The following is a 20691-nucleotide window of genomic DNA, read 5'->3' as shown; positions in this document are numbered from 1 at the left end:
ACCGGGGGCAATCCGTCGTTCCGCTACACAGAATCGCTGCTGCCGAAGGTCCGTACGCAGGTCCAGATCGCCACCAGAATCGGCAGTCCCAGACACCACAGCCCCACGGCGAGGTACAGCAACGCCGCGCCGATGCAGCCCAGCGTGAACCCCAGCAGATTCCAGCCAATTGGTTTCAAGCGCTGCTTGATCGCGGCACGCTGTGTTTCGTCACGCAAGCCGATCAAGGCGAACACGTCGATGGCACCCTGTGTAACGTTACCGGTCATCAGCGTGGTGGGCGGAGCGCCATTGAGGTGCTGGCGGGAGATGGCGTTCTGGATCGCCATGGCCGCCACGCCGACCATGCCGGTGATCAGCGCGGCGCTGCTGTCCCCGTCGTTGAACGGCCCCAGGCCAATGGCAAGCACACCGAACAGCGCCAGCAACAGCGTGTGCAGGATGAGCAAGGGACGCAACGGCGTCAGCCCGCGACGGTGGATCGAGACCGCCGCGAGGTGGGTCAGGCCCACCACCACCGCGAACACGGGCAACGCCAGCAGTTTGGCCAGCGCCCCCGACGTGCCGTGAACGATGCTCACGCCGAGGGTCACGAAGTTGCCGGTGACATGCGCGGTGAACAGGCCCTGCAATGCGAGAAAGCCGATGGTGTCGACGAAACCGCCGTTAAAGCTGAGGGCCGGGGCCATGGAGCGGTGGAGGGTGGGCATGGAAAAGCTCCTTGTCGGGTCATCGGTTCAGGGGGCAGGGGCCTGATCGAGTGGGTTTTTCAGACTGTCCTGCGGTTGTGGGACATAGATCGCCAGCAGCATCGCCCCCAGGCTCAGCCCGGCCAGCGCCACTGAGCCGACGTCAATCGCCAGGTCCAGGCCCCACGCGGTCGCGGCTCGACCGAGCAGCATCGCAACCACCCCTTGCATCAGGTACGCCACCAGAAACAGCGCAGACAATGTTCCGGCCCGGTGATGGATTGGCGCGTGAGCATTGATCAGGTTCAGCCCGCCCATGAACAGCAGGCTGTAACCGGCGCCACTGGCGGCGCTGGACAGCAGGAAAACCGGCAGCGCGTGAGTGGCTGTCGCCAGCATCAGCAACAACAGGCTGACAATCGAAAAGCCCGCGCCCGCGATGATCGATAGCTTCGAGGTGAACCGCTTGGCGACGATACCGGTGAAGCCCAGCACGATGGCAAACAGCGATATCGCGCCGCCGTTGACCAGCGCGTTGCTGGAACCGATCAGGTCGTGGGCGATCTGCGAACCCAGCGACAGCATCGTCGCGCCGACCGAATACGCACTCAGCACGGCGCTCACCGACACCAGAAACGTGCGGCGCAGCGGGGGATGAATCCGGGGCAGCTTCAAGGTCCAGCGTTGGCGGCTTTCCGCTTTGGTGTGCCGGGGCAAGTGCCAGACGCCGTACAGCGTCGCCAGCAGCACGATTACCAACACCCAGAAACTCAGGCGGGTGGGGAAGGGCGCGTATTGAATCAGCCCACCGCCGAGGATCAAGGCCGCTGCCAGCCCGAACGCCTGGGCTGCGGTGGTGATCGCACCGGCCAGTTTCGCCTTGCCGGGTGCGCTGAATTCCACCACTGCTGCGGCTGAAGGCCCGGCGGACAGGCCGACCCCGATGCCCATGAAAGCACGGCCGATCAACAGCCAGATCACGTTGGGCGCGACGGCAAACAACAGCACGCCGATCAGCGAGGCCGTCAGCCCCAGCAACATGGCGGCGCGACGGCCTATGTAATCGGAGAGATCGCCGAGGGCAATCAGGGTGGCGACGACGAACACGGGAAACACGGCGAAAATCAGTGTGGTGACCGTGGGCGTCAGTTGCCATTGGTGAGCGTAAAGCGGGTACATCATGGCCGGGGCGGCGCTGGTCCAGAGGGTATGGACGACCACGGCGGCGGCGACCCAGAAACTGCGTTGGCGGCCCCAGGTGTTCAGGGAATGGCTCATGTCAGTGGCCTCGATGTGGTCAGTGATGACGTTAAGGTGGGGAAAGGGTGGAGGCCTAGTACGGGCGTGCGGTTGTTCATGAACCCGGAGTTCGGTGCGGCAGCGACAGCGGTAGGTCAGTTGAAGATGCGTTGTCTGAACCATCGCCTTCGCGGCCGTCGCACAGCTCCGGCAGCTCCTACAAGGACCGCGTCGACCCCTTGGCATTGGCGCGCCACCATCCTCGTGGGAGACGCCGGAGGTACGACGGTAGCGACAGCGGTGGGTCAGTTGAAGATGCGTTGCCTGAGCCATCGCCTTCGCGGCCGTCGCACAGCTCCGGCAGCTCCTACAAGGACCGCGTCGAACCTTGGGCATTGGCGCGCCACCAACCTCGTGGGAGGCGCCGGAGGGACGACGGCAGCGACAGCGGTGGGTCAGTTGAAGATGCGTTGCCTGAGCCTCCGCCTTCGCGGCCGTCGCACAGCTCCGGCAGCTCCTACAGGGATAGCGTCGAACCTTGGGCATTGGCACGCCACCACCCTCGTGGGAGACGCCGGAGGGACGACGGCAGCGACAGCGTCGGGTCAGTTGAAGATGCGTTGTCTGAACCATCGCCTTCGCGGCCGTCGCACAGCTCCGGCAGCTCCCACAGGTTCTGCGTCAGGCCTGATTCTCGACACGCCACCACCCTGTGGGAGACGCCGGAGGTACGACGGCAGCGACAGCGTCGGGTCAGTTGCCGATGTGACACTTGACCCTCTGCCGTCGCGGCGGGCGATCCTCAGTTCAGGTGCGCTTTCAACTCGCCGGCCGCCTGACGCATCGCTGCCTTGACCTCTGGGATGTTGCTCAGCGGGTTGAGCAGGCCATAGTCGTGGACCATGCCGTTGTAGCGCACGGCGGTGACGTCCACCCCGGCGGCGTCCAGCTTGCGGGCGTAGGCTTCGCCTTCGTCACGCAACACATCCAGACCGGCCGTTTGCACCAGCGCAGGTGGCAGACCTCTCAATTGCTCGGTGGTCGCACGCAGCGGCGAGGCATAGATCTCTGCGCGTTGTTTGGCGTCAGTGGTATAGCTGTCCCAGAACCAGGTCATCATGTTCTTGGTCAGGAAATGGCCCTCGGCGTAGGTCTGGTAGGACCCGGTGTCGAAGTTGGCGTCAGTCACCGGCCACAGCAGCAATTGGAAGCGCAGTTTCGGTGTGCCCTGTTCCTTGGCTTTCAGGGCCACCACCGCCGCCATGTTGCCGCCGACGCTGTTCCCGGCCACGGCCAGACGCGAACTGTCCACATTGATCTCTTTGCCGTGCTGCGCCACCCACTGGGTCGCTGCGTAGGCCTGGTTGATTGCCGTCGGATAATGCGCTTCCGGCGACGGCGTGTAATCCACGTAGACCGCCACGGCACCCGAGCCCACCACCAGATCGCGGATCAGACGGGCATGGGTCGGGTAATCGCCCAGCACCCAGCCACCTCCGTGGAAGTACATGAACACCGGCAGCTCACCCTTGAGGCCCGCTGGACGCACGATGGTCAGTTTGATGCTCTGGCCGTTGGCCTGAACGGTCTTTTCGCTGACCTGAATCCCCGACATGTCCACCTTCACCGAGTTTTGCGCGCCGGTCAGGACCGCACGGGCATCCTTGGGGCTCAACTGTTCGATCGGCTTGCCACCACCCGCAGCCAGTGCGTTGAGGAACGCCTGAGTCTGATGTTCTGGCACGCCCGTCTCGGCGGCGAACGCGTTGCCGATGGACAGGGCCAGTGCGGCGGCGGTGAGGGCTTTCTTGAACGGGGTCAGTGAGCGAGTGGACATGGTGTGTTCCCTTCAATGTCGAAATGGTCAGTCGTGAGTCGCCATGTGCAGCGCGTCTGGCTGCGTATTGGCTGGCTTGGGACTCAATGTAAGGACTGAACAGCGCGGGAACAATTAGGCTAAACAGAGACTCATTGTTTCTTATTTAGGGACGATCACCTGAGGCGGTTTCACTCGCGACACTCTTGCAAGGGAACGACGGCGCCGTCCTTAACGCCGCGTCATGCCATGAACGCTCCAGTGAAAGCGCGTCTGCATTTCCCAGACGAGGGTGAGCCACGCACCGATGGCGTTGGCAAGGTGATGGGCGCGATTGGGTTGGCGATGGTCTGGCGTGATGTGCATGGGGGAATCCTCGGAAAGCGGGCGCTGAGTGGGTATGGCGGCATCTTCGCTGATCGAGGCTTACTGCATAAGGGCGAGGAATCAGGTAGCACTTTCACCTTGGTGGTGAAAATGGCGCGAAGGGCCTGCAGCGGGAGGGGCCGCCGCACACCCTTCGGGACGCGCCATGTCAGCGGGGCAGGCTGCTGACGGGGCGTGATCTTAGGTGCCGAGTTCATCCAGAGTATTGACATAGCGCAAGCCTTTTTCGGCCAGGCGTGCCCGCATGTCGTAAATGTCCAGGCCCAGTTCGCCGCTGGCCAGACGCAGCGTTTTTTGTGCTTCCAGGTCAGCGCGTGCTCGGCTGGCCTCGACCACGCGCTGGATTTCGCCGCGCCGCACGACAACCACCCCATCGTCGTCGGCCACCACCACGTCGCCGGGCTCGACCAACTGGCCGCCGCACACCAGCGGCACGTTCACGGAACCGAGGGTTTCCTTGATGGTGCCTTGGGCGCAAACGGCCCGCGACCAGACCGGGAACCCCATCTCGCGCAGCGCCTGAGTGTCGCGCACCCCCGCGTCGATGATCAGCGCACGCACGCCCCGGGCCTTGACCGACGTTGCCAGCAAGTCACCGAAATAGCCGTCGCTGCACGGCGAGCTGGGCGCGACCACCAGGATATCGCCGGGTTGGCACTGTTCCACCGCCACATGGAACATCCAGTTGTCACCGGGGGACACCAGCACGGTGACCGCCGAACCGCTGATGGTCGTGCCGCGCTGAATGGGGCTGATTGAGGTGGACAACAGGCCTTTGCGCCCTTGGGCTTCGTGCACGGTCGCCACGCCGAAGCGTTGCAGCTCATCGATCAACGTGGCATCGGCGCGCTCGACGTGACGCACCACGACCCCGGTCTTGCCGATCCATTGGCTCATGACAGGTTCTCCGTGACGCGCGGGAAGACGCTCTGGTAACCCTCGGCGTAGACGATGTCGCGACTGGAGGTGATACCGACGTTGCGTTTGGCCTGCACGCCCCGTTGCAGGGCCACGCGGGTGTAGTACTCCCAGAGGTGTTCCTGACCGGCCATGCACTGGATCGCGGCGTATTTCTTGTCCCAGACCTGAGTGATGTCGAGCAGCACGTCCGGACGCCACTCGCTCTGTTCCGGCTGATGGGGTTCGAAGCTGTACACCGGTGGCGCACCGACGATTTTCTCCCCTGGCCGGTAGCCTTCGGCCTGGGCGATGATGCGCGCCTCCTGGGTCAGGTTCATGGCCAGCGGGTGGTCGTAGTTGTACGGGTCTTTGGGCGAGTGACTGAGGACGAACTCGGGCTGGACGCGACGAAACACGTCCGCGAGGCGAAACAGCGTCTCTTTGTCCGCCCGCATCGGGTAGTCGCCCATGTCGAAGAACTCCACGCTCGCGCCGAGCACGTCGGCTGCAGCCTGGGCTTCCTGGCGCCGAGCGGCTTTCACTTTCTCTTCGTTCATCTCGCCCTTGCGCCAGAGCTTGGCGGATTCACCGCGCTCGCCGAAGGACAGGCAGACGATGTGCACGGCGTATCCCTGAAGGGTGTGCAGGGCGATGGCGCCGCCCGCGCGCCAGACGAAATCGGCGGAGTGGGCGCTGACGACCAGCGCGGTTTTGGATGATGCGCTCATGTTGGACGATCCTCTTGCTTGCAAAAAAGGGACGGGGTCCGCAGTCGAACCCCGCGTCAGTCATCACGCTCAGTCGCCGCCGGACGGCGAAGCGAGGCCGAACATGCCGCCGAAACTCAACTGAACGTTGAGTCCGTACGCCAGCATGTTCTTGGGCAGCGTGGCGGTTTTGGGGATGCCGGAGTTGTCCGGGTTCATGATGTATTGCACGTTGGGCATGAGAATCACGCCGGGGATCACGTGCCAGCCGTAGTTGAGTTCGAACGAGTATTCGTGGGGGTTGTTGCTGCCGTGGCCACCGGCGCGGACGCGAGAGTCGTGCAGGAAATCCCGCTCCTTGTCGGTGAGGTTGAACATCGAGGCCGACAAGCCGATGGTGTCTTGTGGCCGGGACGCGGTCGGGCCGGTGAGCACGAAGCCGCCGAGGAACTGCTGCTTCATGATTTCCTCGTCTTCCAGTTGCTGCACGACGCCGCCGAACACCGTGAGGTTGCGCGAGGATTTCGGGTCCGGTCGCCAGATCACTTTGTCCCCCAACAGGTAAACGCCCTTGCGTTCCTGATTGACCGTTTCGGCGGTGCCCCCGAAACGTCCGAGGGAACGGCCTGCGGTGTTGTAGTACGGGTCCGGGCGCGGTGCGGTGCTGACGTACCCGCCGACCTTGACCTCGAAATTGCCTTTCTCCACCCAGCCCCATTCCAGCGGAATCGTCACGCCGTTGGCCTCGCCAATCGAGAAGTCCATGCCGTTGCTGGCGGACGTGGTCGGGTTGACTTCGTAGACTCCGGTTTCGACATAGGTGTTGGGCGTCGTGCGGTAGCGGGCGTTGATGCCCCAGGTCGCTGACGGCAGCAGGCTGTAACCTGCTTCGGAGTTGATCAGCCGGGGCACGCCACAGGTGTTGCCAGCCTGAAACTGACAGTTGGTGCTCAGCTTGGCGTAGTAGCTGGTGGTGCCCAGCCGCCCGAGGATGATGTCGAGCCGGTCGTCCAGCAGCTTTTGCTCGAAAGCGAAAGTGCCCAAGTGCCAGCGCGGAAACTCGTTTTTGTAGATGTGCTGCTGCTTGGGAAACGTGCCAGTGATGTCGTGGTTGAGCCCGTAGCCATAATCCTTGTAGACCGTGAAGTGGAAGCTGCTGCCGGTGGTGCCGATCAGCTTGTCCAGGTTCAGGTCTGCGCCGAGGTTGAACTGGCCGACGTTGCTGTGGCCCTGCGCGACAGCGCCGGTGGTGTTGCGGGCGTACTGGTTGATCAGGTTGGCGCGCAAAAAAATGCCTCGGTCGGCCAGGTCCCGGAGTGCCCCCGCAATGCCCGTGGGCCGGGTTTGCGGGGCGTCGGTGGAGGCGGGGGATTCGCTGACGCTCGCGTCGGGCGTGCCCGGCAGGCGGGTCGAACCGGGGTTGTCCGCACCGGGCAACGGGGCCGCCAGTGCAACGCCATGGGCCATCGAAACCATGACCCCAAGGGCCAGCATCTGTGTTGTTTTTGTTTTCATGAGTCGTGTGTCCTCGCCGAATGTCGGGTGCGCGTCTCTCTTGCGCCCCCGCAATCCGGTGGTGGTTATTGTTTTTGTTGTGGTGGGACGGGTGTCAGGCGGCTCGGTAGCCCGCATCCAGCTCGCTGTGCAGACGCGGTCGGTCGATGGCGTTTTCCCATTTGCCGACCACCAGCGTCGCCACGCAGTTACCGGCGATGTTGGTGAAGACGAACGCCGAGGCGAGGATGCGATGCACGCCCAGAATCAGCGCGATGCTGGCGACGGGAATCGCGTGGGTCGCGGCCAGGGTCATGGCCAGTACCGCAATGGCCGACCCCGCCACGCCCGCGCCGCCTTTGGAGGTGACCAGCAACACGAACAGCAGCGACAGTTGTTGCTCCCATCCCAATGCCGTGCCGGTGGCCTGGGCGAGGAACACCGAGACTGCCGCGAAGTACAGGCAGGTGCCGTCGTGGTTGAAGCTGTAGCCGGTGGGCAATACCAGGCCGACCACGGATTCCTCCACGCCCAGCCGCTTGAGCTTGGCGATCAGTTGCGGGAAGACACTTTCCGAGGAGTTGGTGCCGATCACCAGAATCAGCTCTTCGCGGATGTAGCGCATGAGTTTCAGCAGGCTGAACCCGGCATACCAGGCCACCGGCGCCAGCACGATGAGGAAGAAGATCGCGCAGGTCAGGTAGAACTCCCCCACCAAGGCCGCCAACGGCACGAGGGACTTCAACCCGAATTTCGCGACGGTGAAGGCGATCGCACCAAAGGCGGCGATGGGCGCCAGTTTCATCGCCAGACGAATGACCCAGAACAGCGCCTGCGACACCGTTTCCACGACGTTCAGCACCGGCTGGGCTTTGTCGCCCAACGACGCCAGGCCACAGGCGAACAGCACCGAGAACACAAGGATTTGCAGGATTTCACCTTCGGCAAACGCGCCGGTGGCGGTCTTCGGCACGAGGTTGAGCATGAACTCCCCGAGGCTCATGTTCGCGGCGGGGTGCACGGCTTCGCCCGCGGTGCGCAACAGCTCCGGGTCGATATTCATGCCCACGCCGGGCTTGAGCACGTTGATGGTGACCAGGCCGATCACGAGGGCCAGGGTCGTGATCACCTCGAAATAAACGATGGCTTTGATCGCGATCCTGCCCACTTTGCCGAGGTCCCTGACACTGGCGATGCCGTGGGTGACGGTGCAGAAGATGATCAGGCCGACCACCATCTGGATCAGGCGGATGAACACATCGCCCAAGGGTTTGAGGCTCTGGCCAATGTCGGGGGCAAGGGCGCCGACGGCGACGCCCAAGACCATGCCGGTCAGCACTTGAAAGGTCAGGTCCTCGTAGAACCGGGTCTTGCGCCGGGCGGCAGCGCCAGCAGCGGGTGAAATGATACGAGTCATGACGGACTCCACGATAAGGGGTGAAGCGGCCGGGAGCCGCTTATTCGGTGTCGCTGCCCAACAGCTTGCGCGCTGGGGCGAACACTTCTTGTAAGGTCAGGCGACGGGGCAACAGCCCCTGTTTCACACAGGCTTCGATCGTGAATTCCAGCGGCCCTGCCAGGCTATCGAAGCCGAATATCGTCGGGCAGGGTTGGTCAGTGTCGCGCAATACGCCGTGGGTCTGGCGATCGGCCTCGCGCATCAGTTGATAGGCTCGCCTGATGGCGTCGGGTTGATCTTCGCAAGCCTGCGCACCGGCGACCACCAAATGGTTGATGGGCATGAAGCGATGGGTGCGCCACCAGGCCAGATCGCGGTTCGCAGCGTCTTTGATCAAGGGCACGAATTCCTCGCCCGAGGGTAAGTCATTGCCGAGGATCGCGGCCTGAACGTCGCCGTCCTTGAGCATTTGCAGCGAGCCTTTGGTGCCGGGAATCTGCTCGACGAAGGCCGGGTTATGGTACTGCTCGACGTGGGCCGGGTCGTGGGTGATCCAGTGCACGCGGGCAATGTCCAGCCCGTGATCCTCGGCCAGATGGGCGCGCACCCACATACCGGTGGTCTGGGTATAGGCACGTACGCCGATGCGCTGGCCGACCAGGTCGGCTTCGTCCGGTACGCCGTTGGGGCCGTAACCGATCAGGCAACCACGCTGAAAGCGCGAGGCGACCACCGCAGGCAGCAGGACCACCGGGCGGCCGTAGGCAATGGCTTGCAGCGCCGTCACCACGGCCAGTTCGCAGAGGTCATACGCCTGATCGCGAACCATCGGCGCGAACGCTTTGTGCACCACCGGAAAATCCTGGAAATCCAGATTCACGTCCGGGTCGGTCAGCGTTTTAGCGTGCAGTGCCTCGGTGTGGCGGTAGCGACCGAGGACGGTGCGCAGACTCGCAACGGGCTTCATCAGCGTGCTCCCGACGACTGAAACGGGTACAGGCGTCGCGCGGTTCCGCTGGCGATGGCCTGTTGCTCGTCGGATGACAGCTCGCCCAGAACGGAGCGGGCGGTGTCGGCCAGTTCTGCCAACGTGCCAGCAGCGGCAGGGAAGTTCGAACCCCAGGCGATGTGATCCGCGCCGAAGGCGGCAATGATCGTGCGCAGAAAGTCGACGGGGGTGGATTGGCCTTCCGCCGACGCCGCCAGAGTGCGGTTGGTGAGTTTCAGGTGCACGCCGGGGAAGGTCGCCAGGTCGAGCAGCGCCTTGGACGCTGCGTAGGGCGCGCCTTCGTTCAGCACCGGGCGGGCGCAATGATCGAGCAACACGATGGCCTTCGGGAAACGTTCGAGCAGGCTGCGCAGGGCGGGTATGCCTTCCATGGTCATTTGCAGGCAGACCGGGATGCCATTGGCTTCGGCATACGCCCACGCCGGATAGGAATCGGCGTGCCCCAGCCAGTCGCCCTGACCCGGCATGGTGCTGCCGGTGGTGAACAGGCGAAAACCCGACAGGCCCTGATCTTGCCAGTAAGCGATCTTGTCGACGGCATCGGCGGCCAGCGCATCCAGCGAGTACACGCCCACCAGACGATCACGATGGGCACGCACGGTTTCAGTGACGTAGCGGTTGTCGTGGCCGTAGACCGTCGAGGCCTGGACCACCACGGCCTGTTCGATGTCGGCAGCGTCCATGGCGCGCAGCAGGCCCTCGGCATCGACCGGACGGGCACGGGACCATTCCGATTGGTGGCCGCCGATGGGGTCGGTGGGGTAACGGGCGCTGTCGGGGGAAATGACGTGGGTGTGGGTATCAAGCAGCTTCACAAGTGCCTCGACTCTTGAAATGACGGGTATTCGGATTAGCTATTGAATTGAATTTTTTGTCGTTCGCTAACGTATCCGCTCCCGAGCAACTATCCATGGATGTATACGACAGGGGAAATTCGAATTACGCTCCGGCCATTGGTTTTGGCTAAAGAACAGAAAAATGGATCAGGTCTGGTCATTCAATCTTCGTCACCTTGGCGCGCTGCTGGAAGTCGCGCAGGCCTGCAACATCAGCCTGGCGGCGAGAACCGTGAACCTGTCGCAGCCGGCATTGGCGCAGGCGATCTTCCGCATCGAGCGTCTGCTGGATGCGCGCCTGTTCGAGCGTCGCTCGGGAGGCGTGACCATCACCGCCGCCGGCAGCCAGTTCGTACCCCGTGCCGAGCGGGCACTGGCCTTTCTGGCCCGGGGTGTCGCGCACATTCGCCGCAGCCACGGCATGCCGACGCTGCCACGGCTTGAGCAACGGGTGACCATGAGCCAGCTTCGGGCGCTGGTGTCGGTGGTGGGCGTGGGCAGCTACACCCGTGCGGCGAGCGAACTGGGCCTGTCGCAGCCATCGTTGCACCGGGCGATGCGCGAATTGCAGGACATCATCGACATCCCGTTGCTGGAACGCTCCGGACGAGCGATACGCGCCACCGTGCCCGCCGAACGGCTGGTGCATTTTGTCCGATTGATGCTGGCTGAGCTGCGTGCCGGGATCGACGAACTCTCCACCCGCGACGAAGGGCTGGGCGGCACTTTGCACATCGGCGTGCTGCCTGTAGCGCGGGCGTGGTTTCTGCCCAAAGTGCTCGCCGAGTTCTGCACCCGCTGGCCGGCGGCGTCCGTCGACATCCTCGAAGGTCCGTACGCCGAATTGCTGACGCACTTGCGCCAGGGCGACGTGGATCTGTTGATCGGCTCCCAGCGCGAATCCGTGCCCGAACAAGACGTCATCCAACAGGCACTGTTCGACGACGAACTGGTCATCGTCGGCCGCGCCGGGCATCCCCTGCACGGAAAACCCGCGCTGGATACCGCCGACCTGCTGAACCACCATTGGGTCATGCCCGCGCCCGGCACCCCCATGCGCGTGAGCTGGGAACGCATGTTCCAGGTCCGCGGCCAGACCCCACCGGTGCTCCGCGTGCAATGCGGATCGCTGACCATCAAGCGCGGCCTCATGATGGAAGGCGACTGGCTCACCCTCATGTCACGAGACCAGTTCCGGCTGGAAAGTCAGGTGGGACAACTGGTGGAAATCGGCTCCCCCGGACAAGGCTTCTGGCGCACCATCGCACTGACCCGCCGCACCGATTGGCGGCCTACGTTGTTGCAGGCTTCGTTTATTGAGTTGCTGGGGAGTGTGGCGGGGGAGATGGGGGATGGGGAGGGTGGGGTTGGTTGGTGAGCGTGGTGAAGAAAGATATACGCTCTTTGGGGATCATGTTGACCGTCATCCATGTATCCCCGATCTACGTAGTTGCCTTATGGTTTGTCAAACGGTCTAGCGTTGAAGTACGGCTCTGCTCTATGCATGGGCAGAGCTTTACACCTCACATGGCCTTAGCGGTGAGTGGACTTTGAGCGACGAGGACCAAATTTTTCTGGCAAAGGCAGGCGATGCCCAGTGTGCTGTGTGGCGTTTGGAATCTTTGATCATGCTATATCAGTCATCTATATCGCCATCTATGTACGTACTGCTTCTTTGAAAGGTCAACATGCCAAACAATATTTCAAAACTCCAGTCGACTCCTTTTTGACATAGGCCAAATTTATTTCCATTCTTATAACACTGAAGCTGCGCTTTCTTGAATTCGCTCCAGTTGTCAATTTTAATGTCTGACAGCCCGTCTCCTAAAAACTCGAGAACCAGGACATTATAATCTTTACCCCATACACCCCATTTAGGGACTTTCTTAGCGGGTTCAACAAAAATATGGATATTGATGCTGAATCGACCCAAATCCAGTCCGAATTGCCCTATGAGCACTTCTCCAAATCCGTTGGGATATAGCCCCTCAATAAAGTGATTATTTCCCGTGCACTCTAAAAAACAGAGGTGTCAATAATTGTAGTGTCCATGAGTTCCTTTAACGCTTCCAGTTGTAGGATTTATGATTGGCCTGACGTTAAAGTGCGGCTCCGCTCCTCGAAAGGGTATAGCTTTCAAATGTCCATAGCTGTGGTCCTGAATAAGCAATCGGGCACCTTTGATATCCAAAAAATAATAGTCTCTGGTGTGAGCAATTTTCCCATTTCTATAAACATATCCTCCGTATCCATCCAACAGCTTGTTGCGAACCACTGAATACGGCGATTGGCTCAGCGGAGCACCCGCATCCAAGCACGTCGGCCAAATCTCACTCCAGTTTAAAAAAAAGGACTCATTCGAAAATTTATCGGCCTAATCTAATGTCACCAAATATAAGTTCTGCACTCTTGAAAAACAAGGTCTCCAAATGTCAAAGAAACTTCCCAGTCGTCTCCAGAGGTATGGAAGGTCATGTTCTCGCCCTCGCCAGTCCAAGTAACAGGGGCAAAGCTTATCCGGTCCCAGTTCGAAATCACTACATTTTTTACTCGCTGTCCAAGCAAGCAAATCACCACAACATCATAGTTCTCTCCCCAAATCCCCCATTTTTCCACTTCCTTGACTGGCTTCTGTTTTGTATGGAAGTTAACGCAGAATTTATTGTCGCAATCGAACCCTATCCGTCCGATTAACATGTCTTCAATCAGGCCATTAGGGTATAGCTCTTTTATAAAATAGTTTCTGGAGACGGCGTCTATTAGATTCATATTTGCACCTCAAAAATTGTAATGCCCGTGTGTGCCATCGAAATGACCGGTCTCTGTCTTATCCCATGGCCTGACATTGAAGTGTGGTTCTGCGCCATGGCGTGGTGCCGCCTTCGCGTGCCCGTAGCTATGCTCCTGAATTAAGACTTTTTCGCCGCTTCTACTTTGGAACCAGTAATTTCGAGTTTCCACTGGCTTACCATCTCTGTAAACGATGCCGCCGTAGCCGTCCCGAAGCTTTTCGCCGAATATACCTGACGGCCGTTGCGCCATCGGAATCCCCGCATCCCGCTTCGCCTGCCTAAACGCATCCCTCCGACTCGTCCCTTGATACGAACTCTTCTTGTTGGGAGTACAACTCCACCCCCACGGATCCACCCACCCCACCGGGTTCGGCGCGTACTGATATAAATTCAGCCCGCCCGCCAACCCGATCGGATCAGGCGTCGTGAAGCGCCCTATATCCGGGTCGTAGTACCTGAAGGTGTTGTAGTGCAGTCCGGTCTCGCGATCAAGGTATTGGCCCTGGAAGCGCAGGTTCTGGTGTTCGAGGAAGTAGGGTTCGCGGGTTTCTTCGGTGGTGTTGCCCCAGACCTGGTAACGCGCTTGCCAGACGAGGTGGCCGTCGGATTCGGTGAGGTGTTCGGGCAGGCCGTTGAGGTCGTTGTGGTAGTGGCGGATTTTCTGATATTCACCGAGGCCATCGACGCGCGCCAGCGGCTCGTGGCTGTTGTCGACGTAGAGGTAGAGGGTGGAAAGGCCGTTCTGCTCTTCTTGCAGCAGGCGCAGGCCATCCCAGGTGAATCGGGTCTCGCTGAGGAGCTGGCCGTCGGGGTGGTGCAGGGTTTTGCGGGTGCGTCGGCCCAGCGGGTCGTAGGTCATGCGCACGACGTGGCGGTCGGGGTTTCTGACTTCGATCAGGCGGCCTTCGGCGTCGTAGCTGAAACGTTGGAGACCGCGGCGGGTGCTGCGTTTTTCGATCAGGCGACCGAAGCGGTCGTAGCGGTAGTGTTTGTCCTGCCACGTCAGCAGTTGGTTATGGGCCACCCGCGCGTTCCCGGACTCACCGACCACGAGGTTGGCGGCGGGGTCATAGGCAAATCGCTCCATCATTCGGTTGATGCTGTCCTGAGCGCAGAGGATCCGGCTGCTGGAGTCGTAACCGAGCCAGGTCTGGTGGTCGCCATGGCGCTGCTGCTCGACGCGGCCGATCAGGTTGTCGGTCAGGTCGTATTCGTAGGTTTTGGTGCTGTCGGCGGGCAAAGGCCGGGGGCGGCTGTCGTGACGGCGGGCACGGGACTCAAGGCGACCGCTGCGGTCGTAGGCACTGCGGGTGTGAATCTGGCCTTGGGTTCGCAGCACTTCGCGGTGCAGGCGGTCCCGTTCGACGTCGCAGATGACCTGGCCGTCGAGGTTGAGCTGGTGCAGGTGGCCACTGCCGTACAGCAGGCGGTTGATCCAGCGCCCGTCGGGGGTTTGGGTCTGGATCAGGTGGCCGAGTTCGTCGTAGCGATGCTGAACGGTGCCGGCGTCGGTTGTTTCGCTGAGCAACTGACCGAGGGCGTCATAGGTGAAGCTGACGCTGTGCTGCGTGCCGTCCAGACCGGTGAAGGTCGCGTCGATGAGGTTGTCGAGCGGGTCATAGGCGTAGGCCGTGCGACCATCATTGGTCACTTTGGCGATCAGGCGCCCGACCGCATCGCGCTCGAAGGCATGGGTGATCGACTCCTGCCCCGACACGTGCGTGACACCCATCACATCGCCCAGCGCGTCGTATCGATAGTGCCGCTGGCTGCCGTCCAGATCCTGTTGAGTCGAGAGTTGATCCCCGGCGTCCCAGGCAAAGCGGTAGTGTTCGCCGTTCTCGTTGGTCAGCGTGTCCAGCCGACCATAAGCGTCGTGGCGATACTCAACCGTGCGCTCGTGCGGGTCCTGATACCGCTCCAGCCGCCCGCACCGGTCGTAGCCGTAACGCGAGATGTCGCCAGCGGGGTTGACGTAGCCGATCAGTGCACCGCTGTCGTCGCGCAGGAAACGCTCGACGCGTCCGACGGGGAGGTTGCGTTTTAGCAACCGGCCTTGCGCGTCATACCCGTACTCGGTTCGCTCACCGAGCGCATCAGTGCTCTGGTCGAGAAAGCCACGCCGGTCGTAGCGGAATTCAGTCTTGTAACCCGAGCAATCAATGTAATCGGTCAGTTGGCCGAACGCATTCCAGCGCAGGGTTTTGCTTTTGCCGCTGGCGTCGAGGATTTCGACAATTCGCCCGCGCTCGTCGAAGCGATAACGCGTGACATGCCCCAGGGGATCGACTTCGTGGGTGCGGTTGCCCCGCGCGTCGTAGCGGTAGTGCCACTGATGGCCCGCTGCATCGGTTTGCACCTTCGGCAACGACAAATGCTCCAACCACAGCGTGCAGTCGATGCGTCCAAGGGGGGCTTCAGTCGAGCTCAGATTGCCTGCGTCGTCATAAGCAAAGGCCCATCGGCCCTGCTGAGGATCAATGGCACCCAGCAACTGACGCTCGTCGTTCCAGAAAAACCGCCACGTCTGGCCAAGGGCGTCGGTGTAGTCGGTGATCTGGTGTTGAGGGTTCCAGCGTCGAACGCTGCGGCGATTCAGGCCGTCGGTGATGACCGTCTGGCCCGCGCTCAGGTCGTAGGCGAAGCGGTATTCATCCCCCGCGTCGGTCCAGTGATGCACCACGCGCCATTCGCGTTCATCGATCAGTGTCCATTCATAAAAACAACGCAGCCCGGTGGGCCGTTGGTGTTCGACCATGCGCCGATCAACGTCGTAGCTGAATCGCCGCTGCACCTTGTCCAGCGCGTCCCGCACCTCACTCAGGTCGCCGTGCTCGTCATAGGCATAACTGACCAGCACCTCGGACGCGTCGTCATCGAACACTCGCTTAACACGCTCAACCCGCCCCGGCCATTGCGCCGAATACACCAACCTCACGCGCACGACGTCGAGGCCGTCATGTAGATGGGCCAGGCGCCCCTCGGCGTCGTAAATCAGATGAATCCGGTTGTCGTTGCGGTCGCCGAGCTGGTTCAGGCGCAGGCGGGACGGGTCAACGAGGTTTGGCTCGAACAGCCGGTACACCCCGTCCTCGCTCTCGATCAGCACGCGGCCATCGTGATGCCGTTTGACCGCCAGCCCTTCGCCGGGACTGAACACCGCGTCACCCGGCGCGATCGCCCCCATGTCGATGCGTCGGGTCTGCTCGTCGATGTAGACCAGTCGTTCGCCACCGTCGGCGAGCGGCTCGATCTCGATGCGGACCTCGAACCCCACGCTCCAGCCCACGCCCAACAGCCCGTCGCGCCGCTCATCGCGACTGCTGTAGAACCGCTGCCACTCGATCGGCAACACGCCCGGCAAGACGAAATCCAGCTCATCAGGTCCGCCCAGCACCTTGGCGCCGATGGCGGCATGCACCGGATTCGGCGACCCGGACACCGCCCGACCCAAAGCACTCGCGACCGCTCCGACGGCATATCCCGTAGCGCCGCCGATCAGCAGACACGGCAAGTTGCTGACGAATTTCACAGGCCGACCGCGCAGCATCATCAGCGCCGACACCGCCAGCCCCACGCCCGGCGTCTTGCCGCTGCGAATGGTGCGCACCACCGCCGTGCCGCCGCCGATGCGTACGTTCGGTGAAATCAATCCGGACGACACCACCGTCGCGTCACAGGTGCTGCGGTCGCCGCTGCGCACGGCGGGCTGGCCGTTGATGAACACCGTGCTGGATCCTTCCGCCAGGTATTGGCCGGGCGTGCCGGGGTGCTTGTCGCAGGCGATCAGGTCGTTGGGCAGCGGCGAGGCGCCGGGGTCGGGCGTGGCGACGGTGGGTCGCCACAGTTCGGAGAAAAAGCCGGCGGCCACGTCGAGGAAGGTGCCTTCGGGCGCCGCATCCTCGGGCAAGGCAGAAGGGCCATCCGAGATCGCCCCAGCGGCCCGTGCAGCGGGCAATCCATTGACGAAGACGTTGTGCGAGCCGCTGATGATGTGCGCGCAGACGGTCGGGGGAAACAGGTCGTTGGCCAGGCCCTGGCAGAAATCGCTGAGCTGGCTGTCCGCGCCCGTGAGCTGCATGCCGACGGTCACCGCCACCCCAACGACCACGCCCAACACACAAGCGCCCAGCCCGCCCGTGGCGACGGTCAGCCCCGTCGCCGCGATGATGGCTGTGGTCGCCAAGACGCCGACCGCCACGGTGGCCACCACTTCGAGGGCACCGCCGAACACGTCGGCCATCATTGAGGTGTGAGCGAGGGCATCGCCCTGACGGGCAGCCCATAAGGCGTCAGACATTCCCTGATCCGCGCTGAGAAAAACCGCGGAATCTAGGGGTTTAAAAGGTGGCTGTCTGGGCGCTGAAACACAAAAAGGAGGGACTGCGAAGCTTTCAGAAAGGGACTACAGAGGCGGGTGTTTGTGTCCTGCTTGAGAGGGTAACGTGTACGACGTGATGCCCCATAACCGGTCAGCCCCGCGCCTTGATAGCAATCAAACCGACGGCCACAAAAAAGCCCCGCATCTCTCGATGCAGGGCTTTTCGTTCAAACCAGATGAATCAGGTGTCGCTCATCAGGCGTCACAGCTCTTTGACGGTACGCACCTGGTCTTTGTTGATGCGGGTTTCTTTGCCGTCCAGCTGTTTGAATTCATAGAAACCGGATTCTTCGTCGTACTTCGGCTGGTCAGTGGCCTGGATTTCGCGGCCATCGTTCAGGGTGATCACAGTCGGCGAAGAGCAACCGGCGAGGGTGGCGAGGCCCAGTGCGAGCAGGAAGGCTGCGGGAATAGTCCGTTGTTTCATTACTGTGTCTCCGAGGGTCATTCTTTATGTAGTGAAGTTTCTGACGCGGGGGCTGTGAGCAAAGTTCCATGAAACTTGCCCGGTACCTGCAGTCTGACCGAATCAGCGCTCAACGGCGGACAGCAAATCCGGTGTGTTGAGATTCGCCAGGCGAGGGTCGCCGTCGTCACATTGCAACGCCACGGCACCCAGCTCGGCCATGGTCCGGCGCGGGCTGCGCTGGCCTTGCTGCCAATGCTGTTCGAACACCGGGGCGTGCACAGTCGGAATGCAGCACAGCAGCGGTTCCCACTGATCGCCCTCCCGCACCATCACCGGTTGGCCGGGGTGTTCGACGGCTTTTCGCCGCAGCGCGTTGAGCAGGGCGAGGTCCAGCAGCGGCTGGTCGCAGGGCATCACCAGCAGATAGGCGTGCCGCGCCACGGCGATCCCTGCACGAATCCCCGCGTAAGGGCCGGGAAAGCCGCTTTCATCATCCTGAACCAGTCGATCGGCAAGCGGCGCGTACCGGTCCTGATTGCGGTTGCAGGAGATGATCAGGTCGTCGGTCAGCGGGCGGGTCAGGCGATGCAGGTGTTGAATCAGTGGCTCGCCGCGCCATTCGATCAGGCCCTTGTCGCGGCCCCCCATGCGCTGGCCCTGACCGCCGGCCAGCAGCAGGATCGAGCAAGGGGGCAGGGTGTCGGAAGGCGTCATTGTGCTCTCGTCCAGCGGAGAAAAAAGGGGTGCTGTGATATAACACCGGACTGTTTTCCCTACAACCGGACCACGCCGATGAAATCCAAGGCTGACACCCCCTTCGTGCCGCTAAACATTGCCGTTTTGACCGTGAGCGACACCCGTACCTTTGAAAACGATACCTCCGGGCAGATGTTCGTCGATCGCCTGACCGCTGCCGGTCATGGCTTGATCGAGCGCGTGCTGCTCAAGGACGACCTCTACAAGATTCGCGCCCAGGTCGCCACCTGGATTGCCGACGATGAAGTGCAAGTGGTGCTGATCACCGGCGGCACGGGCTTCACCGGCCGCGACAGCACCCCTGAAGCCGTGGCGTGCCTGCTGGACAAGCAGGTCGACGGTTTCGGCGAGCTGTTCCGGCAGATTTCGGTGCCGGACATTGGCAGCTCCACCATTCAATCCCGCGCCCTGGCGGGCCTGGCCAACGGCACGCTGGTCTGCTGCCTGCCGGGTTCGACCAATGCCGTGCGCACCGGGTGGGATGGGATTCTGGCCGATCAGTTGAACAACAGCTTCCGCCCCTGCAATTTCGTGCCGCACCTGAAGAAAGCCGAGCCGTGCGCAACCCGTGGGTGATGACCGATGAGCAACTCTGAACCCCGTGGCCTGATCCCGGTGGAGCAGGCCATGGAGCGCTTGATGGCCCTCGCCGCCGAGGCGCCGATCACCGAGCGCGAAACCGTAACGCTGGCCGACGCCCAGGGCCGCATCCTCGCCGACCACCTGATCTCCACCCTGGACCTGCCGCCGTGGCCCAACAGCGCCATGGACGGCTACGCCCTGCGCGTCGCCGACTGGACCGGTGAGCCATTGCCGGTCAGCCAGCGGATTTTCGCCGGGCAGGCGCCGCTGCCGTTGCAGCCCGGCACCTGCGCGCGGATTTTTACCGGTGCTCCGGTGCCGGAAGGTGCGGACTGCGTGGAAATGCAGGAAAACGCTGTGGTCCAGCCCGACGAGCGCGTGCGTTTCCTTGAACCGCTGAGCATCGACCTGAACATCCGCCCCAAAGGCCAGGAAACCACCGTAGGCGACAAGGTACTAGACGCGGGCACCGTGATGACCCCCATCGAGCTGGGTCTGGCCGCGACCCTGGGGCTGGGCCAGTTGCAGGTCATCCGGCGGGCGCGGGTCGCGGTGCTTTCAACCGGCGATGAATTGATCGAGCCGGGCCAGCCGCTGGGTCCGGGACAGATCTACAACAGCAACCGCGTGTTGCTGTGCAGTTGGCTCAAACGCTTGGGGTGCGAGGTCGTCGATGCCGGGATTCTGGCAGACGACCTGGAGAAAACCCGCGCCGCGCTGGGGGCCTTGGGTGACGTTGACCTGATTCTGTCCACGGGCGGTGTTTCTGTGGGCGAAGCGGATTTTCTCGGTCACGCGCTGCGTGAAGAGGGCGAAATCTCGCTGTGGAAGCTGGCGATCAAACCGGGCAAGCCCCTGACCTTTGGCCATTTTCGCGGCGTGCCGGTAATCGGCCTGCCGGGCAATCCGGCGTCCACGCTGGTGACGTTCGCCTTGCTGGCGCGGCCCTATCTGTTGCGGCGTCTGGGCGTGACCGAGGTCAAACCGCTGCAGTTCAAGGTGCCTGCCGGTTTCGTCTGGACCAAACCCGGCAACCGTCGCGAATACTTGCGCGGGCGTCTGGAACAGGGCCGCCTGATCGCCTACCGCAACCAAAGCTCCGGCGTGTTGCGCAGCGCAGCGTGGGCCGACGGGCTGATCGAGGTCATGGAAGGCACCACGGTGGCGGAGGGTGATCTGCTGAATTTCATTCCCTTGAGTGAGGTGATGGGCTGACCGGCGGCGGGATCCAATCGCGAGAAGCTGAGCTACGCTGAAAGTGCGTCATGACAAATGGGTATTCAGTCTTTGCCCCG

Annotated in this window: 17 protein-coding genes; 3 read left to right on the top strand and 14 right to left on the bottom strand. The window is 62.2% G+C overall.

Going from position 1 to position 20691, the window contains the following annotated elements:
* Positions 1 to 23: 23 nt before the first annotated feature.
* The 10 genes from AAEO81_RS20340 to AAEO81_RS20295 form a co-directional block, all read right to left on the bottom strand.
* Complete coding sequence (locus tag AAEO81_RS20340; protein WP_341958752.1) at positions 24 to 710, bottom strand: YoaK family protein; 687 nt, start codon at positions 708 to 710, stop codon at positions 24 to 26.
* Between the two features lie 27 nt (positions 711 to 737).
* Positions 738 to 1967, bottom strand: a complete 1230-nt coding sequence (locus tag AAEO81_RS20335) for an MFS transporter (protein ID WP_341958750.1) — start codon at positions 1965 to 1967, stop codon at positions 738 to 740.
* A gap of 763 nt (positions 1968 to 2730) precedes the next feature.
* Complete coding sequence (locus AAEO81_RS20330) at positions 2731 to 3750, bottom strand: alpha/beta hydrolase (protein WP_341964579.1); 1020 nt, start codon at positions 3748 to 3750, stop codon at positions 2731 to 2733.
* A gap of 225 nt (positions 3751 to 3975) precedes the next feature.
* On the bottom strand, positions 3976 to 4110 hold the full coding sequence (locus AAEO81_RS20325) for a hypothetical protein (protein WP_256665504.1): 135 nt from the start codon (positions 4108 to 4110) through the stop codon (positions 3976 to 3978).
* 201 nt (positions 4111 to 4311) lie between these two features.
* On the bottom strand, positions 4312 to 5028 hold the full coding sequence (locus AAEO81_RS20320; protein WP_341958749.1) for a 4-carboxy-4-hydroxy-2-oxoadipate aldolase/oxaloacetate decarboxylase: 717 nt from the start codon (positions 5026 to 5028) through the stop codon (positions 4312 to 4314).
* On the bottom strand, positions 5025 to 5759 hold the full coding sequence (gene galB / locus AAEO81_RS20315; protein WP_341958747.1) for a 4-oxalmesaconate hydratase: 735 nt from the start codon (positions 5757 to 5759) through the stop codon (positions 5025 to 5027). The genes AAEO81_RS20320 and galB overlap by 4 nt, the downstream gene beginning before the upstream one ends.
* Positions 5760 to 5828: 69 nt before the next feature.
* Positions 5829 to 7253 carry a carbohydrate porin gene (locus tag AAEO81_RS20310; RefSeq protein WP_341958746.1) on the bottom strand — a complete coding sequence of 475 codons (1425 nt, stop codon included), beginning with the start codon at positions 7251 to 7253 and terminating at the stop codon, positions 5829 to 5831.
* Between the two features lie 94 nt (positions 7254 to 7347).
* On the bottom strand, positions 7348 to 8649 hold the full coding sequence (gene dctA / locus AAEO81_RS20305; RefSeq protein WP_166598570.1) for a C4-dicarboxylate transporter DctA: 1302 nt from the start codon (positions 8647 to 8649) through the stop codon (positions 7348 to 7350).
* A gap of 40 nt (positions 8650 to 8689) precedes the next feature.
* Positions 8690 to 9598 carry a hypothetical protein gene (locus tag AAEO81_RS20300; RefSeq protein ID WP_341958745.1) on the bottom strand — a complete coding sequence of 303 codons (909 nt, stop codon included), beginning with the start codon at positions 9596 to 9598 and terminating at the stop codon, positions 8690 to 8692.
* Positions 9598 to 10455, bottom strand: coding sequence for an amidohydrolase family protein (locus AAEO81_RS20295; RefSeq protein ID WP_341958743.1), 858 nt, complete (start codon positions 10453 to 10455; stop codon positions 9598 to 9600). Before AAEO81_RS20295 ends, AAEO81_RS20300 begins: the two co-directional genes overlap by 1 nt.
* Before the next feature lie 163 nt (positions 10456 to 10618).
* Here AAEO81_RS20295 and AAEO81_RS20290 point away from each other — a divergent pair, with 163 nt between their 5' ends.
* A complete protein-coding gene (locus AAEO81_RS20290) occupies positions 10619 to 11854 on the top strand; it encodes a LysR family transcriptional regulator (protein ID WP_341958742.1) in 1236 nt (411 codons plus the stop codon).
* Between the two features lie 1007 nt (positions 11855 to 12861).
* Here AAEO81_RS20290 and AAEO81_RS20285 read toward each other — a convergent pair.
* The 4 genes from AAEO81_RS20285 to mobA form a co-directional block, all read right to left on the bottom strand.
* Positions 12862 to 13245, bottom strand: coding sequence for a hypothetical protein (locus AAEO81_RS20285; protein ID WP_341958741.1), 384 nt, complete (start codon positions 13243 to 13245; stop codon positions 12862 to 12864).
* Positions 13246 to 13254: 9 nt separating this feature from the next.
* Positions 13255 to 17568 (bottom strand): RHS repeat-associated core domain-containing protein, encoded by a 4314-nt coding sequence (locus tag AAEO81_RS20280; RefSeq protein ID WP_341958740.1) that lies wholly within the window; start codon positions 17566 to 17568, stop codon positions 13255 to 13257.
* A 283-nt stretch (positions 17569 to 17851) separates the two neighbouring features.
* The gene (locus tag AAEO81_RS20275; protein WP_166598218.1) at positions 17852 to 18076 is read right to left on the bottom strand and encodes a YgdI/YgdR family lipoprotein; all 225 of its coding nucleotides are present in this window, start codon (positions 18074 to 18076) and stop codon (positions 17852 to 17854) included.
* Between the two features lie 102 nt (positions 18077 to 18178).
* Positions 18179 to 18772, bottom strand: a complete 594-nt coding sequence (mobA, locus tag AAEO81_RS20270; protein ID WP_341958738.1) for a molybdenum cofactor guanylyltransferase MobA — start codon at positions 18770 to 18772, stop codon at positions 18179 to 18181.
* A 78-nt stretch (positions 18773 to 18850) separates the two neighbouring features.
* Between mobA and moaB the strand changes: the two genes are divergently transcribed.
* Entirely contained in the window at positions 18851 to 19390 is a 540-nt protein-coding gene (moaB, locus tag AAEO81_RS20265) for a molybdenum cofactor biosynthesis protein B (protein ID WP_166598220.1), read from the top strand.
* A 6-nt stretch (positions 19391 to 19396) separates the two neighbouring features.
* Complete coding sequence (glp, locus tag AAEO81_RS20260) at positions 19397 to 20611, top strand: gephyrin-like molybdotransferase Glp (protein ID WP_341958736.1); 1215 nt, start codon at positions 19397 to 19399, stop codon at positions 20609 to 20611.
* The last annotated feature ends 80 nt before the right edge of the window (positions 20612 to 20691 follow it).

The sequence above is a fragment of the Pseudomonas sp. RC10 genome, from assembly GCF_038397775.1.
GTDB lineage: Bacteria > Pseudomonadota > Gammaproteobacteria > Pseudomonadales > Pseudomonadaceae > Aquipseudomonas > Aquipseudomonas bambusae.
This window is presented reverse-complemented; position numbering and strand designations above follow the sequence as displayed.

Bases quoted from the DNA above. Each gene is read 5' to 3' on its own strand.
- dctA (WP_166598570.1), bottom strand. From the start codon at position 8,649: ATGACTCGTATCATTTCACCCGCTGCTGGCGCTGCCGCCCGGCGCAAG.
- mobA (WP_341958738.1), bottom strand. From the start codon at position 18,772: ATGACGCCTTCCGACACCCTGCCCCCTTGCTCGATCCTGCTGCTGGCC.
- AAEO81_RS20290 (WP_341958742.1), top strand. From the start codon at position 10,619: ATGGATCAGGTCTGGTCATTCAATCTTCGTCACCTTGGCGCGCTGCTG.
- AAEO81_RS20335 (WP_341958750.1), bottom strand. From the start codon at position 1,967: ATGAGCCATTCCCTGAACACCTGGGGCCGCCAACGCAGTTTCTGGGTC.
- moaB (WP_166598220.1), top strand. From the start codon at position 18,851: ATGAAATCCAAGGCTGACACCCCCTTCGTGCCGCTAAACATTGCCGTT.
- AAEO81_RS20340 (WP_341958752.1), bottom strand. From the start codon at position 710: ATGCCCACCCTCCACCGCTCCATGGCCCCGGCCCTCAGCTTTAACGGC.
- glp (WP_341958736.1), top strand. From the start codon at position 19,397: ATGAGCAACTCTGAACCCCGTGGCCTGATCCCGGTGGAGCAGGCCATG.
- AAEO81_RS20310 (WP_341958746.1), bottom strand. From the start codon at position 7,253: ATGAAAACAAAAACAACACAGATGCTGGCCCTTGGGGTCATGGTTTCG.
- AAEO81_RS20280 (WP_341958740.1), bottom strand. From the start codon at position 17,568: ATGTCTGACGCCTTATGGGCTGCCCGTCAGGGCGATGCCCTCGCTCAC.
- AAEO81_RS20320 (WP_341958749.1), bottom strand. From the start codon at position 5,028: ATGAGCCAATGGATCGGCAAGACCGGGGTCGTGGTGCGTCACGTCGAG.
- AAEO81_RS20285 (WP_341958741.1), bottom strand. From the start codon at position 13,245: ATGAATCTAATAGACGCCGTCTCCAGAAACTATTTTATAAAAGAGCTA.
- AAEO81_RS20300 (WP_341958745.1), bottom strand. From the start codon at position 9,598: ATGAAGCCCGTTGCGAGTCTGCGCACCGTCCTCGGTCGCTACCGCCAC.
- AAEO81_RS20325 (WP_256665504.1), bottom strand. From the start codon at position 4,110: ATGCACATCACGCCAGACCATCGCCAACCCAATCGCGCCCATCACCTT.
- galB (WP_341958747.1), bottom strand. From the start codon at position 5,759: ATGAGCGCATCATCCAAAACCGCGCTGGTCGTCAGCGCCCACTCCGCC.
- AAEO81_RS20275 (WP_166598218.1), bottom strand. From the start codon at position 18,076: ATGAAACAACGGACTATTCCCGCAGCCTTCCTGCTCGCACTGGGCCTC.